Genomic DNA, 18,689 nt, shown 5'->3' on the forward strand with positions numbered 1-18,689 from the left:
AGTGCTATGTAGCGATGTAAAAAATACGAAAACAATGTCGAGTCTAGTAAAATTTTGGAGAAAATTTATCCTATTCTATGATATTATAGGTCTGTAAGACTACTACTGAAGGGTTGTGCAGCGAATGTCGGTTTCCGTGGATGCATTGAAAGTTCAGATTATTAAGAAAGCTTGGGAAGATGAACAATTTAAACAGGAACTTCTGGCAGATCCTAAGGCTGCTATCAAGCAAGCTTTCGGAGTCGAGATACCAGAAGCTGTTAATCTGAAAGTAGTTGAAGAAGAATCGGCAAGCTACTATTTGGTTATCCCACCTAAACCAGAGGATGCACTTGCTAAAGAATCAAACGTAGGCTTTATTTGGCTTTAATTCTCATTAGTAACGACAGGGAACCGAATGATCGCTTCGGTTCCTTTTCCTTTCTTACTGCGGAATTCGAGCGTTCCTTCCATGACTTCAATGATCCGGAACGTAACCATTAGCCCAAGGCCAGTTCCCTTCGTCTTCGTTGAGTAGTAGGGCTCACCAAGCTTAGCGATCTGCTCTTCTTCCATGCCTTCCCCGTTATCTGCTATGCGGATGACAGCCTTCCCTTTCTCTTCATGCATACTGATCTTTACAGTTCCATTCTCGCGTGCCTCGATCGCTTCTATGCTGTTCTTGACCATATTTAAGACAGCTTGCTTGAACTTCGAAGGATTTCCCTTCGCATAGAACTTATTCGGCATATCGACCTGCAACGCTGCTCCGCTCAGGGCAGCCATTGGGCTAATGATGGTGACGATCGCCATCAACTCTTGGTGAAGGTCCATTGTGGTTACATTATTGTCGAGCTCAGGCTTAGCGAACGTAAGGAAGTCTGTAATGATCGTGGAAGCGCGATCGAGTTCGTCAATTGCCATCGAGAAATGAGGCTTAGTCGTTTCTTCTGATTTATTCGAAATGAGCTGCAGAAACCCTCTAGTAACTTGTAATGGGTTGCGTACTTCATGAGCAATCGATGCCGCGAGTTCGCTAATAAACTTCAGTTTCTCTTCACGCTGGAGGCGCCCATTGAACATCTCCAGTTCCTTCGAATAGACGACAAGCTTACGATGATCCGCCGAAATACGGCGGGCCAATACGATGAGCAATGAGATAATGAGCAGCATCACACCGAATTTCCACAAGAAAGGAAGGCGCATGCTATCACTCAAGAAGATACGGAGCAGGTCCATAACAAACATCCCAGCACAGGTGAGGAATCCGAGCGCGAGAATGATGCTGTTCTTATTACCTCGTACCGACTGAATGAATGCTTGGCTGATTACTAGCGCAAAATGGATCAACAGCATAGGTGCTAACAGGTAGAATGTGAATAGTTTATATAGGAAGTAAAATGAATCTCCTATCTGTTGGTTGAGAATTGAAACGAACACACAAAATATCGAGTAGCCGACGAACCATTGTCCGAACTTACGATAAAATACTAATTTACCCTCGAATATTGTAGCCGCGAACAAATGCAAAGCAGGAAATACAACGAGCATAGAGATATCAAATAGAAGCTGCAACAGTCTGCCATACTGTTTGAAATAAACGTGAGGGAATGTTGTGAACGTTATAATCATTACACTCGTAGCCAGAGCAATCATGCTTAATGCTAACCAAGCCTTGCGTTGTTGGGGATTAAGGTAGCCTGAAATAAGCAGCATGATTAGCCCGACAAAGGCAATGGATGCACCTAACATCAAACTTGGAAGTTCTCCGATAATATAAGACTTTGATAAATCATTATAATTATCGATCAGAACTCCGCTTACGATTCCTGCACGGTCTAGTGATGCGATACGAATATAGATATTTGAAGGTTCTGGGTTGGGTACTAGAGACGTAAGTAACATGTTACGGTCAAAGGAAGAATCACGAGTAAATTCATAAATCAGTTTGTTATCCTCGTAAACCTTAATGTTGTTTCCATACATCTGGTTGATGAGGAGCCCTGGTGTTTGCCATACAGACGTAGGTGGGATGACGAAATGTACCCAGACTCCCGTATGGCCTTCTAGATTTTCTTCGAGAGTTTGATGGATGTTCGCTTTCAACCATGGTTCAGTAGCCGAGGGAGTTTCTGATGTCTCATCATTAAACCACTGGATCTCCCACTCCTTAATTGAGATACCCGAAGAAGACTGAGCGTTATCTGCGAACCCAGTCTGAGGACGTATGAATAGAATAGCGAGCACAGCACAAATCAGAATAAATAATATCGGTTTTACGCGCTTCACAATACTCCACCTCAGAAACCTGTCTGATACTTTCTTCCTAGATTTCGACAATATTCTTCATATTCCTGTATAAAGAAAAACTATTTTCATGAATTATCCTCTTTTTTATGTCGGTTTCCTTGGTTTTTACTAATTTTGTCACGCTGGTATACATCATTCCCACGTATAGAATGGTATTGAAATTACTGAGTTGTATGATAACCTTTCAGTAGAAGTGCAAATTTTTTGAAAACAAATATTTGCTAGACGCAGGCACAATCAGGGAGGCCTCCTATGCGGTTTACAATTCGCAGCAAGCTGCTCATCGGTTTTTTATCGGTCTCGCTCTTAGTAACGGCCGTTAATATAAACGCCTATTACTATAATGATAGGCTGAATCACTCGTTCGACGATCTTGTCGAGCAGCGTGCCGATGTGCTGAATAAAGCGACAGAGATCCAGTACTTATCCATGCAGCAGACGAACAGTTTAAGAGGTTATCTGCTTACCCAAGAGCAGGAATATCTCGATGATCTGCAAACCTCCAGCGAGCAGTTGAATCAGCTGGTCGCTCAGGTGAAGCAATTGGACATTAGCCCTCAATTGAAACAGCCGTTCGAGGAGCTTGTGGAAGCGGATCAGGCGTTCATTAATGGCACCGAGCAGCTCCTGTCCAATCTAGAGAACAACCACAATCAAGACGAAGCGCTCCGTTATTTCAAGTCCGATGTGCTGCCGCTAGGTCAGAAGCTGGGACCGCTCGCGACGAAGTTCGCAGACGAGCAACGACGAATACTGGAACAGGACCGGACGGACAACAAGCGAATGGTTAACTTCGTCAATCAAATGACGGCACTCCTCACCATCATTACTTTCTTCTTAACTTTACTGATAGGACTTGCTCTATCGCGGCGCATTACGGGCAATCTTCTGAAAATTACACGTGTCATTACCGGCTTCACTCACGATCGCAGCACCGCCAAATTACCTTACATAGAAGTGCGCACGCAAGATGAGATCGGCGACATCGCTAGATCCTTCAACGAGATGGTCAAGACGCTGGAGAAATATTCGGTGCTGGAACAGGAGCAGCGTTGGCTGGAGAACAACGTCGGCGAAATGGCAGTGAAGTTTCAGGGCGTTCACAATCTGGAGCTGCTCGCCAAGCTGTTCATTACAACGATTACGCCGCTGGTCGATGCGACCTATGGCGTGTTCTATCTCAAGCAGGGCAGCAGCCATCGGCCGCAGCTTAATAAGATTGCTGCGTATGCCGATCAGCAGGAAAGCGTCGGCGCAGACAGCTTCGTATTCGGGGAAGGACTCGTCGGACAAGCTGCGCTGGAAGGTCGCACGATTCTGTTGAATAGCGTACCGGAGAACTACATTCAAATTGCATCAGGGTTAGGCAAGGCCGCGCCTTCCAGCCTGATCATTATGCCGGTGCAGTTCGAAGGCCAAGTCATTGCGGTATTCGAGTTAGCTTCGTTCAGCTCGTTCACGTTCATCCAGCAGACGCTGCTGCAGCAGGTTGCGAATCAATTGGGCAGCGTATTGAGCAGCATTGCGGGACGGATGCAGATTGAACGTCTGTTAGTAGAATCGCAGACACTGACCGAAGAGCTGCAGACGCAGTCGGAGGAGCTTCAGATGCAGCAGGAAGAGCTTCGCGGCATTAATGAGAAGCTCGAAGAGCAGTACAAAAATTCGGAGCACAAGACGAAGGAATTGGAGAAGACGAAGAACCAGCTCGAGGAGAAAGCAAGACAGCTGGCGCTAAGCTCACAGTATAAGTCCGAGTTTCTCGCGAATATGTCGCATGAGCTGAGGACGCCGCTGAACAGTCTGCTTATTCTCTCGAACATTCTCGCTGAGAATACAGCCGGCAATCTGAATGACAATCAGATTAAATACGCGAGTACGATTCATCAGTCAGGCAATGACCTTCTTCATCTGATCAACGATATTCTCGACCTGTCGAAGATTGAATCGGGTAAGATCGATCTGATGACGAAGGCGGTCAGCCTGCATTACATCAGTGAATTCGCCGAGCAGCAGTTCTTCCCGGTTGCACGTCAGAAAGGCATTACCTTTACAACGATACTTGATCCCGATCTGCCGGCAACGCTCATCACGGATGAGCAGCGTGTGATGCAAATCATTAAGAATCTGCTGTCCAATGCCTTCAAGTTTACGGAACGGGGCGAGGTGAAACTGCATATTCACCGTGCATTGCATAACCTGCCATCGGAAGGCGAGAACAACTATACGACGCAGGATGGCATTGCCTTCTCCGTACACGATACCGGCATCGGGATTCCAAGAGATAAGCAGGGCCTTATCTTCCAAGCGTTCCAACAGGCGGATGGTACGACGAATCGCAAATACGGAGGTACGGGGCTCGGTCTGTCGATCAGCCTTAATATCGCGCATCTGCTAGGCGGCGATATCTTCGTGAGCAGCAGCGTAGGTCAAGGCAGCGTGTTCTCGCTCGTACTGCCTTGCAAGGACAAGAGTATGTCAGACAGCCCTGCTGCCGCAGTCGTGCATCAAGAAGTGGCTGCCGCTGCTCCAGCACTCATAGTCGAAGAATCGAAAGAGATGGATGTCGAGCTTGACGATAACCTATGGGCAGGCAAGAAGGTGCTTATTGTCGACGATGATATGCGCAATGTCTACGCAACGACGATTGCACTAGAGGGCCGGAAGATGAATGTTCTGTTCGCAGAGAACGGACTGTCTTGTTTGAAGGTGCTGAAGGAACACCCGGATGTCGATCTGATTCTAATGGATATTATGCTGCCAGAGATGGATGGCTATGAGACGATGCGTACCTTGCGGTCTACGCCAGGTTACGAGTCGCTGCCGATCATTGCATTAACGGCGAAGGCGATGAAGGATGACCGGGAGAAATGCATCCGGGCCGGAGCATCCGACTATATCAGCAAACCAGTTAAGCTGGAGCAATTATTCGCCCGCATGCAGAATTGGCTCACGAGGTAGGTGTCAGATTGATCTTGGACTCCAATCCCATCAATGAATTAGAGAAACTTGAGATTGAGCTTCTGCTAGAAGCGCTGTATCGCCATTATGGCGCCGATTTCCGCAACTATGCGTTCCCGGTCATTCGGCGCCGCATCTGGCATCGGCTGCGTTCTGAACGGCTGAATACGGTATCGGGGCTGCAGGATAGGGTGCTGCATGACCCTGCGGTGTTCAAGCGGCTATCGGACGATTTCTCGATCAACGTAACGGAGATGTTCCGCGATCCGAGCTTCTTCAAGACATTTCGCGACAAGGTCGTTCCGCAGCTTCAATCGTACCCGAACATTCGAATCTGGCACGCAGGTTGTTCGACGGGAGAAGAAGTCTATTCCATGGCCATCGTGCTGCACGAGGAAGGTCTCTTGGAGCGAACAAGAATTTACGCAACAGACATGAATGAGGACGTAATCGAGCACGCGAAGCTCGAATCATTTAATACCGAACATATGCAGCGATACGACACCAACTATATGCTCGCAGGCGGCACGAAGTCGATGAGCGACTACCTTATGGTCAAGAACAATCAGGTCAAATTTCAGCCCTTCCTTGCCGCCCGAATAACGTTCGCCCAGCACAATCTAGCGCTTGATGAGTCGTTCAACGAGTTTCACGTCATTATTTGCCGCAACGTTCTGATTTACTTCAATACAGAGCTCCAGCATCGTGTTCACACCTTGTTCTATCAAAGCCTGTCTCCTTCAGGATTTCTCGGTCTAGGTCACAAAGAAAGCATTACCTTTACGAGGTTTACAGACTGTTATAAGGAGATTGAACATAATGAGAAGCTTTATCGAAAAATTAAGTAGCACGCTGTCGACGGTCAACATTCTCATCGTCGATGACCGACCCGAAAATCTCATTGCGTTGGAGGCGATTCTGGACTCCCCGAACTACCGGTTGTTTCGAGCCCATTCCGGAGAGGAGGCATTACGTTACGTATTAACGACTGATTTTGCCATCATTTTGCTGGATGTACAGATGCCGGGCATGAACGGCTTCGAGACGGCACAGTTGATCAAGATGAGAGAGCGTTCGAAGTACGTTCCTATCATCTTCATTACCGCCATTAGTCAGGCTGCAGAGCATGTGAAATACGGCTATTCGGTTGGCGCCGTCGATTACATCTTCAAACCGTTCCACCCCGAGACCTTGAAGTTGAAGATCGAAGCGTTCGTTCAAATGTATTTATACCAGGAACAGATCAAGCTGCAACACGAAGTGATGCGTGTTATCGGGGAAGCATCTAATGATACAGTCGTCACGGTCAACGATCAGGGGCTTATTCAGACGGTTACTTCTAATGCCGTTACCATGTTCGGCTTTCCGCAGGACAAGCTGATCGGCATGTCGGTTGATAAATTAGTGCCGATGCTGTCCACGAAGATGGAAGCAGCGGCGAATAGTAAAGCGAGTGTCATTGAAACCTCGGCGCTGCGCTATGGCTCCATTCCGTTCCCGGTCGATATTCAGACAGGCAGGGCCATCATTATGGGGCAAACGATCTATGTCTGCTCCATACGGGACGTAACAGAGCGGGAGATTCAGCGGGACGAACGCTTCCGGCAAATGTTCGACGCCACCCCGAGTATTATGGCTCTTCGGTCCATGCACGACCATCGTTACGTTAACGTGAATGAGGGCTTCTTAACGGCGGTTGGACGGCCGCTGGAAGACGTTATTAACCAGACTGTCGATATTCTGCATTACATTATCGATTCGGATGACAGTGGGAAGCCGGCCTCGGATCTAGACCGCTGGAGCCCTGTTCGTAATGTGCGTATTCGATATATGACCCATACTGGCGAATTGCGCGACGGCGTGATGTCCAGCGTAGTAACCCAGATTCAAGGGGAATCCTGTCTGCTGACGGTCGTGACCGATATTTCGGAGCGTATTCTGCTGGAGCGGGAGATGGTACGGCTGGATCGGCTCAATCTGACTGGCGAGATGGCGGCGGGCATCGTACATGAGCTTCGCAACCCGATGACGACGATTCGCGGCTTTCTGCAGCTGTCTAAGAATAAACCATCGAACGAATACAACGACATTATGATCGAGGAGCTCGATCGGGTGCACGACATTGTCACCGAGTTTCTAGCCGTTGGCGCCTCTGCTCCTGTAAGCCAACAGCATAAGCAGCTGAATACGGTTATCGAGACATTGTTTCCTCTGATCCAATCGAAGGCGATAACCGGCAATCATGAGCTTGTGCTTGAGCTTAGCGAGTGCCCGACGTTCGACATGAATGAGAAGGAGCTAAGGCAGCTGATTCTTAACCTTGTGTTGAATGGGCTTGATGCGATGCGAGGCGGCGGTACGCTTACAATACGGACGTATACCGAAGGTCAGCAGGTCGTGCTGGCTGTGAAAGATCAAGGTACGGGCATTCCTGCGGAGTTTCTGGACAAAATAGGTACGCCGTTCTTCAGTACGAAGTCTAATGGGACGGGTCTTGGTCTGTCAGTATGCTACGGCATTGCAGCCCGTCATAATGCAATCATTAAAGTACAGACCGGCGACCAAGGGACGACGTTCTTCGTGCTTTTCAATCTAGCTTGAGCACCATCTTACATAGCGCAAAGCCAACGGTCGAAGAGGGCCGCTGGCTTTATTTGTTTACTGCTCGAACTCGATACCACAGTGAGACATTTTTTAGTGCGGTGGTTTGTTAGGTTCCCTATATGGACTAGCAGTCTGTGGGTATAATTACAATGTAATTATTTGTATATTATTCTTGATTTTATTAGAAAACGCGTCTCGGCAGTATTGAACATCCGCTATGATGCGAGTATCATGGTAGATAATCTGACATGTGGAGAGTGGCGAAAGTGGAAATTCGGGTTGACGATTTAACAGGGGAACAGGTTCAAGCATTAATAGCAGTGCATCTGCAAGGGATGTCGGCGGATTCCCCGCCTGAAAGCGTCCATGCGCTTAATCTTGATGGGCTAAGGAGACCGGACGTAACCTTCTGGAGCCTATGGGAAGACGGCGAGCTGCTCGGCATCGGAGCGTTGAAGGAGCTGAACGGCGAGCATGGCGAGATCAAGTCGATGCGTACTTCCGCTGCTCATCTGCGCAAGGGAGCTGCAAGACGTATTCTGGAGCACATCCTTGAAGTGGCGAAGGAACGGGGTTATCAGCGGCTAAGCCTGGAGACGGGAACGCCGGAGTCGTTCTGGCCGGCAAGGAAGCTTTATGAGAAACTTGGTTTCGAATATACAGGACCTTTCGCTGATTACGTCGAAGATCCATACAGCGTATTCATGACGAAGGAACTGTAAATCACAGCTGATGTTCAGCAGCAATTACACACTAAGAGACTATAAACAAGAAGGACCTGAATGCCGCCGTTAATCAGCGGTGCGCTCAGGTCCTTCTTTTTCGCGTAGAATCCACATCGTTAGGACAGCATCAGCAGAGCAGCGCTGGCAATCAAGTCGACCAACGTTTCGCAGGGTTATCGGCGGATGACTATATTGGGTGCGGGTAAAAAGTGGGTTTATTCTCCATACTAACGCCAATGAAACATCTGAAGCGGGAGTGAAACTTATGCTTATGTTGATAAGAGTGCTATTGCTAGTTGCTGCAATTGGATGTATAGCAGGCTGCAGCGAGCATACTCGTCACCTCGATACGCCGGAGCAAGTGCGTTCGATCGATATTTACCCGGATCCGAACCGGATTCAGAACCCGACGGATAGTCTTTCCTCAGGTGTGAAGCCGCTGGCCGCTTCGGTCAACTTGATTGTGAACGGCGTTCTGTCGGGAGCGGCGCCGCAAATAATAAACAGCTCAACCTACGTACCTGTTCGCGCGGCAGGCGAGATGCTGAACAAAATCGTACAGTGGGATGCGGCAACGAAGACGGTCTACATCAACGATCAACAGCAGCAGCTTGTGAAGCCGACAAGCACGAAGCTTAAGCTGATCGTGAACGGCAAGACTGCGAATGCGTCACCGATCATCGTCAGCGGTTCAACGTATGTCCCTATACGTGCCGCGGGCGAGATGCTCAGCAAATATGTGTCGTGGAATGGAACGACGAAGACGGTTTTCATTACGGACAAGCAGTACGACTATATCGTGGAGTTTCCGGCGGAGCGCTATCCGGAGACGGCTGCACATATCAAGACGGCGATCAAGCGGGGGAAGAGCGCGGTCTGCACGATTGATAGAGCCGGAGCGGCTAATAATCGGGAGGCATCGCTGCAGGGCATTCCGACGAAGACAGGCTATGATCGGGACGAGTTTCCGATGGCGATGTGCGCAGAAGGCGGCGCTGGCGCCGATGTCGCCTACGTCATCTCCTCGGATAACCGCGGGGCAGGCTCATGGGTAGGCAATAAGCTCGATGCTTATCCGGATGGCAAGCGTGTTCTATTCGTTCTCGCTAGCACGTCAGGGGCTGTTAAGCAGGTTACGTACAAGAACTGCACGGAAGTAAGAGCAGCCGGCGCAGCGCCGCTGTATCGCGGTGACCCTGGGTACAGCAGCGCGCTGGATCGGGATAACGATGGAGTAGCTTGCGAGAGTTAACGGAACTGAAACAGTCGGTAATAGTGACTGCGCGGATGGGATTCATGCCGTCGCCCCGGTCATTTTGACCAATAGAGAGGTACATCGGTATGATCTAATGGTCTTCCGCATATAGCTTGTACATGGAAAGTTAACGAATTGAAAACGAATCGCGGCATCGGCCTTTACAGTTCCGCATTATAATAGCTTCGAAAGGAGCGGCAATGACGATGAAAGAGCTGACATTCAAAGCTTTTGCTATAGCAAATGAGATGGACCTGAACAAGATCGCAACACACTGCGGTATTCCGAAGAAATTCACTTGGGAGGAACCGCTCATTCTTAAGGGTGACACGCTCAAGTCGATTCTGCACAAAGACATGGATAAGTCGCAGCAGGTTCTCGTATTCTCGTTCGGCAGCGTCGTATTCATTAACCATGGCCATGCGGACGAGATTTCGGCATTTCTGCGCTTCCTTCACACCTTCGAGCCCGGCATTGATCTTATGAACGCCCATCAGTATACCGATGATTACAGTCTGCATACCGACAAGAAGGCAGAGTTCCAGCTAACCGATGAATACGTGGTCGTGTCGGAGTACGAATCGTTCTATCCGGAATTGATCTCGACTGTGTTGGCGAAGTCGGTGGCGCTTGAGAAGATTGAGGAGCAATCGGGCAAAATTCATGACAAGCTCGAGCTCATGATCGATCGGCTTGAATCGGGGCGGCTGAACATTGGCAACAAAGAGCTGGCACGGACGACGGCGAACATTATGCGTCACGAATACAATACGATTTCGTACGTGATGATACTGGATAAGCCCGACATCACGTGGACAAGCAGCAGCGCGGGGGAATTCTACGACCGAATGATGGAGTTCTTCGAGCTGAGCGATCGATTTACGATTCTGAAGAGCAAGTCGGAGGTGCTTTACCGCATCATGGAGGGCTTCTCGACGATCAGTCATTCGATCCGCGGTCTCTTCGTGGAATGGATCATCGTGATCCTTATCGTCATTGAGGTGCTGCTGGCGATTCTCCAAATCGCAGGGCTGCTGCCTTAGATTTGAATAAGACGCTGCATATGTACTCATCGCCTCGACCGATGATGCAATTCGTATCATTGATGAAGGCGATGTCATGTTCGTGCTGCTAAGGCGAATCGACAGCCGTTCGGTTGCGTATAAGCTGATCTTCGCCACGACGATTCTATATGGAGCTCTAGCTGTCTATCACCTCGTGTGGATCATCATGAGTGCGTATGCTATAGTAACCATTATTGGATGATAAAGTTGTGATGAGGAGAGGAAGCGCATCATGTGCCGAAATATCCGAACGTTATTTAATTTTGAGCCTGCTGCTACGGAATACGAGGTGACTGCGGCGGCAGTGCAGTTCGTCCGCAAGCTCTCCGGCTTTAATACGCCGTCCAAGGCGAATGAATTGGCGTTTCAACAGGCCGTCGAGGAAGTTGCTGCAGCCGCGCAGAAGCTGCTCGATAACCTCGTGACGACTGCTCAGCCGCGTAACCGAGAGGTGGAGCAGGAGCGTGCACGCGCACGATCGCTCAAGCGGTTCGGAAGTCCGAACTCGCTGGCTCTTATAGATGAAGATGAGGAATAGCCCTTGGCGGGCATATGAATAAGCACCGTGCGACGCATAACGTCGTACGGTGCTTTCTGTTTGAGATGGACAATACACTTGACCCTACCCATTGATGACTCGCTCGACCGGATAACGAATCTTCGGTTCTCTCTTGTTGCCGCCCATAATAAGCAGGACCGAGGTTAATCCGATGCGGCCGACGAACATGAGCGCCATGAGGTCGCATTTGGCGAACGCATTCAGATTGGGCGTAATGCCCGTTGACATGCCGACCGTACCGAAGGCCGAGCACACCTCGAATATAATCGACATAAGCGGGATCGACCGATCGGTCGCGCTGATCGCGATAACGGATGCGGAACACATCAGAATGGCGAACACCGTGATCGCAAGCGACTTCATGATGTCGTCCTGATGCAATTGGCGTCTGAACACCTTAATCTCCCGAATCCCTTTGGCAAAATTGAAAATGAACAGCATGTTGAGCGCAAAAGTCGTTGTCCGAATGCCCCCGCCCACTGAATTCGGCGAGCCGCCGATGAACATATACACGCTCATCAGCAGCAGCGTCGGCAGCGTGAAATCGTTAATGTCCATCGTCGTCAGCCCTGCGCTTCTCGTCGTGGTTGATTGAAACAAGGCGTAGAAGAAGCTTTGGTGCCATGACATGCCTTTCATAAAATGATTTCTCTCCAGCAGCCAGATCAGAATCGTCCCGATGACCAGCAGGATGAAATAGGTTGCGGAGGTGATCTTCGCGAAGAGCGAGAAGCGGAATTCGCGCTCCAGCTTCAGCTGTTTCCTCGATAAGTAAGCTTTGACTTCGATCAGCACCGGAAATCCGATCGCTCCGAAGATAATAAGGAGGACTGTAATGATCTGAACGAAATAGTCATCGGCATAAGGAGCCAATGAAGTGCCTGTAATGTCCATCCCGGCGTTGGTCGTTGCGCTGACCGATGCGAACAGTCCTTGGAGGAATGCCTCTTGCCACGTTGGATAATAGCGCAGGAAGCGGAAGCCGAAGATGACCGCCCCAATCAGTTCTGTCAGCAGCATGATCTGGAGCGTCTCTCTCATTAGCTTCACAATGCCGGATAGGGCCAATTGATTGTTATCCACCATAATGAGGCGGCGTTCGCGCAGTCCGATTCGCCGCTTGAACAGGATCCAGATGAAGGTGCTCATCGCCATAATGCCGATGCCTGCGAACTGCAGCATGAGCATGATCATGAAGTAGCCGAATACGCTGTACGTTTCCGCCATATTGAATACGCCAAGGCCTGTGTCGCTGACGACACTGACGGACATGAAGACCGTATCGAAGAACGACACCTCGCGTCCAGGACGATGCACGGCTGGAATGCTGAATACAAGTATTCCAATCAATACAGCTAACAAGTAGTATCCGGCAATCACCTGAGCGGGCGACCGCTGCTCAATCCATCCTTGAACGTTCCGCCACATGGAGATCCCGCCCTTTCTTCGTTCCATCCGCCGCTGATTGGAATAAAGCCACCACCATTTTTTGCCCATTTCATGGCGGGAATATGCGCGTGCGGTTCATACGCTGCTTGTTCGGCATGATCGTTTCCCGAGCTCATAGACTAGGCATATAGACGAAGTCTGTGAGGAGAGGATCATGAGGAATGTATACGATTTATAGTGGTCAGAATGCTGCTCATAAGCAGCAGTACTATAAGCAGAAGCAACAGCAGAATCCAATTCAGCCGTTGACGTTCGTGCTCGTTCACGGCTCTTGGGCGGATGCGAGCTTCTGGTATCCCGTCGCGGCGGAGCTTCGTGCGAAAGGGCATACCGTCTACATTCCTGAATATCCGGGGCATGGCGACGATCCCAATACGAACGTAACGCACGGGATGATCTCGAAGGCGGTGGCCGATTACATTGCAGCGAACAATCTCCGCGACATCATTCTGGTCGGACACAGCTTCGGCGGGTCCATCGTTCAGAAGGTGGCGGAGCAAGTGCCGGATCGTATCAAGCGGCTGGTGTTCATGAATGCGTTCGTGCTGGGCGACGGGCAATCGGTGGCGGACCAATTCCCGCCGCCGGCGCAGCAGGCGTTCGAGCAGCTAAGGAAGGCGTCGAGGGACGACACGATCATGCTGCCGTTCCCGTTGTTCCGCGATGCTTTCGTTAATGTGGCGGATCTGGCGCTGGCGCAGCAGCTGTATAGTGAGGCACGGCCTGAGCCGGCGAAGCCTGCCTTCGAGCGGCTGGATCTGAAAGCCTTCTATCGGCTCCCGACGCCGCGAAGCTATTTGTATCTGACCGAGGATAATGTATTGCCTCAAGGCGAGGGCTATGGCTGGCATCCTCATATGTCTAGCCGGCTTGGCATGTTCCGATTGATTAAGTCTCCGGGCGATCATATGACCTATTTTCGAACGAAACCGGCGCTTCTCGCGCAGCGATTGTACGAAGCGTCCAGAGACTAGAAAATGGACGGAAACGCTAGACAAGAGCACGACCGAGTATCTCCGGCCGCTCATACGATTAAGTGAAGGAGTGGAATCGTTATGGGCTACCGGAGTACATCGATCAAGAGCAAGTGGGTTAAGACCAAATGGCTTGTCGCCAGCAGCAGCACTCGCCGCTACGTTCCCAAGACTCGGCTGTTCAACCGAAGCAACCTAAGCTCGATGATTTCGCAGTATTCAACGGTATTTTTCAAGCCTACCGGCGGTACGGGCGGCAAGAACATCATTCGTATTCGCAAACAGGGCGGCGGCTACCAGACGCAGTTGAACTATGCCAAAAATCGGATGTCGTCGCTTGACGCCTTATACAAGCATCTCAGCAGACATGCGCGCGGACGCTCCTATTTGCTGCAGAGAGGGATTTACCTTGCGACGGCCAGAGGCCGCAAGTTCGACATTCGTGTCGTCGTGCAGAAATCCAAGGGCGGCTCGTGGAAAAGTACAGCGCTTTTCATGAAGCTCGGCAAGCCGGGCAAAGTGACGACGAACTACCATCAGGGCGGAAGACTAGGCGGTTTCCGCACGACGTTGTCGCGGGCTGGATACGGCAGGTCAGCCATTAATCAGAAGGAAGCGCAGCTGAAGCGGTTGGGCCGCTCGGTGGGCCGGGTATTCAGCAGACATGCCGGCGGCTTCCGTGAGCTGGGGCTCGACGTCGCACTGGACAATAAGCGAAGAACGTGGATTCTGGAGGTGAATACACGGCCGCATTTTTCCGCGATGAAGCATTCGAACCGGAGCCTGCATCGCAAAGTGCTGTCCTATGCGAAGAAGTATGGCAGGAGAAAATAGCGAAGGGTTGAGAGCCGCCTTGAGAGAGGTGGCTTTGCTCGTATTAAACAATTTGTGGAATGAATGCAATAAAGATGAATCGTTTCTGCATGCTGATCCGTACAACGTTGATAGGTGCAGGAACGGGGGATAATCCTCGCCTCGCATTGCAACGGATGAGAAGCAGGAGGGAAGCAGATGTCATTATTTAATCGGATTATGGCCAGCGTCGGGATCGGTTCTGCTAAGGTGGATACGCTGCTGGAGAAGGCTTCGTATTACCCGGGAGAAGAAATTCGCGGCGTCATTCGCATTTATGGCGGAGCGGTCGAACAGCGGATCGAGGGCATCGATCTGGCGGTTATGACCTACTACACGAGAGAAGTGAACGATACGAAAGTGCAGGAGAAGGCGCAGCTTGGCGTCATTCGCGCAACATCGGCGATTCAATTGCGGGCGAATGAGCAGAAGGATGTGGAGTTCGCTTTCCAGCTGCCGGTAAGCACGCCGCTTACAATCGGGAGAACGCCCGTCTTTATTCAGACGACGGCGGATATTCGCTCGGCGGTAGACCCGACGGACCAGGATCGCATCGATGTTGTGCCAACACAGCCGATGCGGACGGTCATGCAAGCGGTCGAATCGCTTGGCTTCCGTCTTCGTGAAGTGGAGACGATCTATGCGCCGCGTCTGGGAGGCTCGCATTCCCCGTTCGTTCAGGAGCTGGAGTATGTACCGACGACTGGCGCTTACAGAGGCCGATTGGATGAATTGGAGCTTATTTTCCTCCGTCAGCAAGGCGGCGGCGCAGAGCTGCTGCTTCAAGTCGACCGTAAGGCAGTCGGACTGTTCGGCCACTTCGCGGAAGCGATGGAAATGGACGAAAGCTTCGTCCGCGTGACGGTGTCGCAGCAGGATATTCAAGGCGGTCCGCAGCGCGTTGCGTCGGTGCTCGATCAAGTCATTTCGAGATATTCGCATTAATAAATCAGCCATCCCGCGGTAGTCGCAGGATGGCTGATTTTTTACTTTCCAGCACGGTTGGATCCGAGGTGATCAAGAGCTGTTCGAATGCTCGCATCCGTATCTTCGTCCAGTTCTTCTCCTCCGTAGAACAACAGGACGAGTACGTTGTTTACTTCATACGCGGTATGAGCCGCGAAGTCGACGGGTCGGTTATAAAAGTCTTCGCGACCCTGCTTCCGATCCGCTTCCGAGTCGAAAATGAACAAATAGATCTTATCGCTGTCGTTGAGCGTGTAGACGCTTGGCCGAACATCGTTGATTCCCTGCTCCACGATGTTCGCGGGATTGGCATTGGCTGTATGCAGCTGCAGATTCTCATCTTCGAATGCTGCTGTTATCTGCTCGAGTGTCAGCGTTTGTGCGGTACTGGGACTGCTGCATGCGGACAATAGGACGAACGAGAATAGGATAACGGCAAGTCGCAAGTTGAACACCTCCTGATCGATTGCCCTTTAGACGCAGTGGTGCATCGATATGTTCCATATGCATGCGCGTATCGTGCGCGATTGAAAAAGGCCCAAGTCGAATGTCTTCAGATGAATGATGTTATTACGCGTACGCTCTTGTTGTTATAATGGAATGAGTTAGGAGGTGTTCATGATGTACGGTTTAATGCCATTCTTACGACAGGTGGAGCTGGAACGAGAGCGCATTCCGTCATTTGAGGTGTATCCGTTCAACTTGGAGGTCGTGAAGCAGCTGCGCACGTTGTCGTTTCACCCGAAAGTAACGTATTTGGTCGGTGACAATGGGATGGGAAAGTCGACCTTGATGGAGGCGATCGCGGTCGCATGGGGCTTCAATCCGGAGGGCGGTTCGATTAACTTTACATTCTCAACGGCGGCATCGCATTCGGAGCTGTACGAATACATACGGCTCGTGCGTGGGACGCGCAGGCCGAAGGACGGGTTCTTCTTCCGAGCGGAGAGCTACTTCAACCTGGCGACGGTGGTCGATGCACTCGATAGTGAACCGTCATCCGGACCGCGGTTGATTGATTCCTATGGCGGCAAGTCGCTGCATGAGCAATCGCATGGCGAGTCCTTCTTCGCGACGTTCCTATATCGGTTCGGAGGACGCGGTCTATACATATTGGACGAGCCCGAGGCCGCATTGTCTCCGCTCCGACAGCTGTCGATGCTCGCGCGAATCCATGAGCTGGTGGAGCAGGGCTCGCAGTTCATTATCGCGACGCATTCCCCCATTCTAATGGCCTACCCAGATGCAACAATCTACAACCTAACGCCTGACGGCATAGAGGAGAAGGCGCTGGAGGAGACGGACCATTTCATCATCATGAAGCAGTTCATGAACAATCGCGAGCGGATGCTCGCCGAACTGATGAGCGGAGACGACGAGGAGTAGGCAGCTTACTTTGGCACTTGTCATGTTTACACACCAAATGTTGCAGCTTATCGCAGTCCCATCAATGGGCGGTGACAGGTGAGTACGTACGAACAAAGTTTTGTAAATGATGCAGCTTATCGTAATCCCATCAATGGGCGGTGACAGATGCACACGTACGAACAAAGTATGCGGACGATATGGTGTATCTAGGTACAGCGAACAGGAAGTTTTGCCGCGCAAGCGGCAAGTATGAGCGCACGTTCTCAAGTAGTCAAAGGTGCGTCTTTGTGAGGAGTCCAGAGGGCACAAGCCCTTTGGGGCCCTCCCTTGCAGGGAGGGTTTGGGTGGGTAGAAATGTAGGTTTGGGCGGGTAGAAATGTTGGTTTTTAAATGTTGATCTAGGTTTGTATCATTTATGGGGTTCAAGGGGCAAAGCCCCTGGCGTACTAGCTGTTCGCAAACAGCTGCTTCTTAAGCTCCCGATTACGATCCTCAAACAGTTCGTTGTGTGAAGACACCATGCCCCAAGCTTCAGCCGTCGGCAGGATGTACTGCTTTGCCTTGTTGACGGCGTTAGCAGCGTCTTGGAATGCGCCTGCAATCAGGTGCAGCTTGCCGTCATGCGCGAGAATGTCGCCTGCGGCGAAGATTCCCGGTACGGACGTTTCGCTCATCGTTGTACCGTCGATGCACCATTCGTCCTTCATCTCGATCGATACTTGGCTGTTCTTCAGCAGATCTTTATCACGCTCGTAGCCATGGCTGACGATAACATCGTCGACGGACAACTCCACCAGCGCGTTGTCATCCAGATTGCGCAGCGCGACGCTTTCGATGGCCGAGTGGTCGTCTGTCGCGATGAGCCGTTCAATGTCTGTATTCAGCAGGCAGGTCACGGAGCTTCTGAACAGTCGAGTCACTTCAGCTTCATGCCCCTTCAGCTGTTCCTTGCGATACGTCAGATACACTTTCTTTGCAAAAGGTTCCAGCTCGTTCGCCCAGTCAATCGCCGAGTTGCCGCCGCCGGAGATGAGCACGGTTCTGCCCTTGAAGCGGGACAGCGACTTGACCGTATAGTGCAGATTGGACACCTCGTACTTCTCGGCGCCTTCCAGCATCAGCTTCTGCGGCTTCAGAATGCCGCCGCCAACAGCGAGAATGACCGTGCGGGAGTAATGCTCCGCGCCGGAGGAAGTATGCAGGGTGAAAATGCCGGTATCTTCATCCTTGGAGATAGATGTTACTTTCTCGCCAAGTACAACAGCCGGATCGAAGGTGCGTCCCTGCGCAATGAGCTGCTCGATCAGTTTATCGCCGGTGACAGGGGTGAGGCCGCCGACGTCCCAGATCATTTTCTCCGGATACACATTGACCTTGCCGCCGAGGTAAGTCTGGAATTCGATAATCTTCGTCTTCAATTCCCGCAGACCGCTGTAGAATGCGGAGTACAGACCTGCAGGACCCCCGCCTATAATCGTTACATCGTAAATGCCCTGTTCGTGCATATGCTCATCTCCCTATTCGCCGAAGTGTAATGCTTGATCTATCGTTCAATGTGTGTTCTTCTTCGATATGTAATTGTGCCGACGCCGACGGTTGACATCCCATTGACGACATTAATTA

Annotated in this window: 16 protein-coding genes and 2 pseudogenes; 14 read left to right on the forward strand and 4 right to left on the reverse strand. The window is 50.8% G+C overall.

What is annotated here, in order from left to right; translation table 11 throughout:
* Positions 1 to 124: 124 nt before the first annotated feature.
* On the forward strand, positions 125 to 370 hold the full coding sequence (locus tag SBI19_RS04190) for an NHLP leader peptide family RiPP precursor (protein WP_317965256.1): 246 nt from the start codon (positions 125 to 127) through the stop codon (positions 368 to 370).
* Here the strand turns inward: SBI19_RS04190 and SBI19_RS04195 are convergent.
* Positions 367 to 2,268 carry a sensor histidine kinase gene (locus SBI19_RS04195; RefSeq protein WP_317965258.1) on the reverse strand — a complete coding sequence of 634 codons (1,902 nt, stop codon included), beginning with the start codon at positions 2,266 to 2,268 and terminating at the stop codon, positions 367 to 369. The genes SBI19_RS04190 and SBI19_RS04195 overlap by 4 nt on opposite strands.
* A 273-nt stretch (positions 2,269 to 2,541) precedes the next feature.
* Here SBI19_RS04195 and SBI19_RS04200 point away from each other — a divergent pair, with 273 nt between their 5' ends.
* The 9 genes and pseudogenes from SBI19_RS04200 to SBI19_RS04245 all read left to right on the forward strand — a co-directional run bounded on the left by SBI19_RS04200 (position 2,542) and on the right by SBI19_RS04245 (position 11,436).
* Positions 2,542 to 5,250 carry a response regulator gene (locus SBI19_RS04200; RefSeq protein ID WP_317965260.1) on the forward strand — a complete coding sequence of 903 codons (2,709 nt, stop codon included), beginning with the start codon at positions 2,542 to 2,544 and terminating at the stop codon, positions 5,248 to 5,250.
* Between the two features lie 14 nt (positions 5,251 to 5,264).
* Positions 5,265 to 6,098 carry a CheR family methyltransferase gene (locus SBI19_RS04205; protein ID WP_317965262.1) on the forward strand — a complete coding sequence of 278 codons (834 nt, stop codon included), beginning with the start codon at positions 5,265 to 5,267 and terminating at the stop codon, positions 6,096 to 6,098.
* Positions 6,070 to 7,851 (forward strand): response regulator, encoded by a 1,782-nt coding sequence (locus SBI19_RS04210; RefSeq protein WP_317965264.1) that lies wholly within the window; start codon positions 6,070 to 6,072, stop codon positions 7,849 to 7,851. The genes SBI19_RS04205 and SBI19_RS04210 overlap by 29 nt, the downstream gene beginning before the upstream one ends.
* A 269-nt stretch (positions 7,852 to 8,120) precedes the next feature.
* Positions 8,121 to 8,576, forward strand: a complete 456-nt coding sequence (locus tag SBI19_RS04215; RefSeq protein WP_317965266.1) for a GNAT family N-acetyltransferase — start codon at positions 8,121 to 8,123, stop codon at positions 8,574 to 8,576.
* Between the two features lie 274 nt (positions 8,577 to 8,850).
* A pseudogene (locus SBI19_RS29630) lies at positions 8,851 to 9,684 on the forward strand (stalk domain-containing protein); the annotation flags it as partial.
* A 45-nt stretch (positions 9,685 to 9,729) separates the two neighbouring features.
* Positions 9,730 to 9,831, forward strand: a pseudogene (locus SBI19_RS04230) (excalibur calcium-binding domain-containing protein); the annotation flags it as partial.
* Between the two features lie 209 nt (positions 9,832 to 10,040).
* Positions 10,041 to 10,877, forward strand: coding sequence for an RMD1 family protein (locus SBI19_RS04235; RefSeq protein WP_317965268.1), 837 nt, complete (start codon positions 10,041 to 10,043; stop codon positions 10,875 to 10,877).
* Positions 10,878 to 10,953: 76 nt separating this feature from the next.
* Positions 10,954 to 11,100 carry a hypothetical protein gene (locus SBI19_RS04240; protein ID WP_317965270.1) on the forward strand — a complete coding sequence of 49 codons (147 nt, stop codon included), beginning with the start codon at positions 10,954 to 10,956 and terminating at the stop codon, positions 11,098 to 11,100.
* A gap of 30 nt (positions 11,101 to 11,130) precedes the next feature.
* Complete coding sequence (locus SBI19_RS04245; protein ID WP_317965272.1) at positions 11,131 to 11,436, forward strand: DUF2277 domain-containing protein; 306 nt, start codon at positions 11,131 to 11,133, stop codon at positions 11,434 to 11,436.
* Between the two features lie 84 nt (positions 11,437 to 11,520).
* On the opposite strand, the gene SBI19_RS04250 is transcribed toward SBI19_RS04245, so the two are convergent.
* Entirely contained in the window at positions 11,521 to 12,885 is a 1,365-nt protein-coding gene (locus SBI19_RS04250) for a TrkH family potassium uptake protein (RefSeq protein WP_317965274.1), read from the reverse strand.
* A gap of 182 nt (positions 12,886 to 13,067) precedes the next feature.
* Between SBI19_RS04250 and SBI19_RS04255 the strand changes: the two genes are divergently transcribed.
* From SBI19_RS04255 to SBI19_RS04265, 3 genes are all read left to right on the forward strand, one after another.
* Entirely contained in the window at positions 13,068 to 13,880 is an 813-nt protein-coding gene (locus SBI19_RS04255; RefSeq protein ID WP_317965276.1) for an alpha/beta fold hydrolase, read from the forward strand.
* A gap of 81 nt (positions 13,881 to 13,961) precedes the next feature.
* Complete coding sequence (locus SBI19_RS04260) at positions 13,962 to 14,714, forward strand: YheC/YheD family protein (protein WP_317965278.1); 753 nt, start codon at positions 13,962 to 13,964, stop codon at positions 14,712 to 14,714.
* 177 nt (positions 14,715 to 14,891) lie between these two features.
* Positions 14,892 to 15,677: a sporulation protein gene (locus SBI19_RS04265; RefSeq protein WP_317965280.1), complete on the forward strand. Its 786-nt coding sequence runs from the start codon at positions 14,892 to 14,894 to the stop codon at positions 15,675 to 15,677.
* 41 nt (positions 15,678 to 15,718) lie between these two features.
* On the opposite strand, the gene SBI19_RS04270 is transcribed toward SBI19_RS04265, so the two are convergent.
* Positions 15,719 to 16,144, reverse strand: a complete 426-nt coding sequence (locus SBI19_RS04270) for a hypothetical protein (protein WP_317965282.1) — start codon at positions 16,142 to 16,144, stop codon at positions 15,719 to 15,721.
* A gap of 172 nt (positions 16,145 to 16,316) precedes the next feature.
* Here SBI19_RS04270 and SBI19_RS04275 point away from each other — a divergent pair, with 172 nt between their 5' ends.
* Positions 16,317 to 17,084: an AAA family ATPase gene (locus SBI19_RS04275; protein ID WP_317965284.1), complete on the forward strand. Its 768-nt coding sequence runs from the start codon at positions 16,317 to 16,319 to the stop codon at positions 17,082 to 17,084.
* 428 nt (positions 17,085 to 17,512) lie between these two features.
* Here SBI19_RS04275 and SBI19_RS04280 read toward each other — a convergent pair whose 3' ends face one another.
* Positions 17,513 to 18,571 (reverse strand): NAD(P)/FAD-dependent oxidoreductase, encoded by a 1,059-nt coding sequence (locus SBI19_RS04280; protein WP_317965286.1) that lies wholly within the window; start codon positions 18,569 to 18,571, stop codon positions 17,513 to 17,515.
* Positions 18,572 to 18,689: the final 118 nt, after the last annotated feature.

Origin of the sequence: Paenibacillus sp. CCS19, from assembly GCF_033239625.1 — a bacterium.
Taxonomy (GTDB): domain Bacteria; phylum Bacillota; class Bacilli; order Paenibacillales; family Paenibacillaceae; genus Paenibacillus_T.

What these genes read in the sequence shown, in the direction of transcription:
- SBI19_RS04265 (WP_317965280.1), top strand. Translation starts at nt 14,892, where the DNA reads ATGTCATTATTTAATCGGATTATGGCCAGCGTCGGGATCGGTTCTGCT.
- SBI19_RS04200 (WP_317965260.1), top strand. Translation starts at nt 2,542, where the DNA reads ATGCGGTTTACAATTCGCAGCAAGCTGCTCATCGGTTTTTTATCGGTC.
- SBI19_RS04245 (WP_317965272.1), top strand. Translation starts at nt 11,131, where the DNA reads ATGTGCCGAAATATCCGAACGTTATTTAATTTTGAGCCTGCTGCTACG.
- SBI19_RS04240 (WP_317965270.1), top strand. Translation starts at nt 10,954, where the DNA reads ATGTTCGTGCTGCTAAGGCGAATCGACAGCCGTTCGGTTGCGTATAAG.
- SBI19_RS04210 (WP_317965264.1), top strand. Translation starts at nt 6,070, where the DNA reads ATGAGAAGCTTTATCGAAAAATTAAGTAGCACGCTGTCGACGGTCAAC.
- SBI19_RS04255 (WP_317965276.1), top strand. Translation starts at nt 13,068, where the DNA reads ATGTATACGATTTATAGTGGTCAGAATGCTGCTCATAAGCAGCAGTAC.
- SBI19_RS04280 (WP_317965286.1), bottom strand. Translation starts at nt 18,571, where the DNA reads ATGCACGAACAGGGCATTTACGATGTAACGATTATAGGCGGGGGTCCT.
- SBI19_RS04235 (WP_317965268.1), top strand. Translation starts at nt 10,041, where the DNA reads ATGAAAGAGCTGACATTCAAAGCTTTTGCTATAGCAAATGAGATGGAC.
- SBI19_RS04260 (WP_317965278.1), top strand. Translation starts at nt 13,962, where the DNA reads ATGGGCTACCGGAGTACATCGATCAAGAGCAAGTGGGTTAAGACCAAA.
- SBI19_RS04275 (WP_317965284.1), top strand. Translation starts at nt 16,317, where the DNA reads ATGATGTACGGTTTAATGCCATTCTTACGACAGGTGGAGCTGGAACGA.
- SBI19_RS04190 (WP_317965256.1), top strand. Translation starts at nt 125, where the DNA reads ATGTCGGTTTCCGTGGATGCATTGAAAGTTCAGATTATTAAGAAAGCT.
- SBI19_RS04250 (WP_317965274.1), bottom strand. Translation starts at nt 12,885, where the DNA reads ATGTGGCGGAACGTTCAAGGATGGATTGAGCAGCGGTCGCCCGCTCAG.